Genomic DNA, 1298 nt, shown 5'->3' with positions numbered 1-1298 from the left:
GGTACACAGCATGGTGAGCTTAACGCACATCCAAACACCGGAACTGAATTCTCAATCTACCAAGTGTTCGACACAACAGCTGGCTTCGAATACAACGTCTCTTTCGCTTACCGTGCACGTTCAAGCGAAAACGAAACTTTCCAATTCGACATCTACGCGGTAGATGAAAGTGATGAGGACTTCCAAGAGACTATTATTTCTGAAACAATCGAAGACCACACTACTTCAGCGTGGAGCTACTTCACAGCAACGTTCGAAGCGTTAAGCGAGCAAACGTACATTCGTTTCACATCTATCACACCAGAAGTCGGCACAGTTGGTAACTTCCTTGATGACGTGAAAGTGACTCCTACTGCCGTCTCTGAACCAGCGACATTAGCACTTCTTGGCCTTGGCCTTGCAGGTTTAGGTGCAGCACGACGCAGACAAAAATAAGTAGTTTTTAACTTCTTATCAAAGCGCCTTCGGGCGCTTTTTTTTATGTCTAACTACCCCTTAAATACGCGCATCAATCAAAGAAAGCCTTTTAGCGCGCCCCATACAGCGAAGTGCCTCCAGCCACCTACGCTTAACACCTTTTACACCATCCCCTATGAAGATTATGCGAGCCCCGCCAACTATCCAAACGGATTCCTGCAAAATATTAGCTGATACAGGACGATGCCAGCGTACTCTAAGTAAAGCAACGCTCTGCCCTCTACATTTTACTCTCTGCCCCGATACTTCATAAACACTATCACTCAGGCATAAAAAAACCCGCTTCAAGAAGCGGGTTTTGAATTCATCAAACGATTAAGCTTGACGGCGGCGCGCTGCACCAAGACCTAATAGACCTAGGCCCATCAAAGCCAGTGTTGCCGGCTCAGAAACCGCAACGGCATTCAAACCAACAACCAAGTCGTCATGGTTATCGTCTGGACCTGCACCTGAATCGTCAAACAATAGAATTGCGTCATACATAACGCCATCCCACATTGAATCAAGCATTACAGCGAAAGACTGATATTGATTACCAACAACTGGGTTGTTTGGGTTTTCAACACCGCTGTTTACATTGTTCGCGTAAAAGCTGAATACCAACTCATCCGCTGTAGCCGAAAAGCTATCACCAACTGTTGATGCGTTTCCGCCACGGTTTGAGAACGTATTATTGTATGCTTCGAAATCGTTGTCATAGCCTGCTTCAAAACCTAAGTATGTAAAGGTCAGATCAGCCATGCCGTTCAATTCAAGAATACCGCCAATACCGTACTGGCTACCTGCTGCAATTTCATCATCTAAAAAATCGTTATTCGTTG

General features: G+C 45.5%; 2 protein-coding genes. One reads left to right on the top strand and one right to left on the bottom strand.

The window, feature by feature from the left end; translation table 11 throughout:
- On the top strand, positions 1 to 435 hold a 435-nt coding region (locus A3739_RS30105), incomplete at its 5' end, for a PEP-CTERM sorting domain-containing protein (protein WP_197472430.1).
- 357 nt (positions 436 to 792) lie between these two features.
- On the opposite strand, the gene A3739_RS18560 is transcribed toward A3739_RS30105, so the two are convergent.
- Positions 793 to 1298, bottom strand: a 506-nt coding sequence (locus A3739_RS18560; RefSeq protein ID WP_068502384.1) for a PEP-CTERM sorting domain-containing protein, incomplete at its 5' end; no start/stop codon positions are given.

It is taken from the genome of Oleiphilus sp. HI0067 (assembly GCF_001635735.1).
The sequence above is the reverse complement of the archived record's forward strand: the minus strand, read 5'-3'. Positions and strand labels throughout refer to the sequence as shown.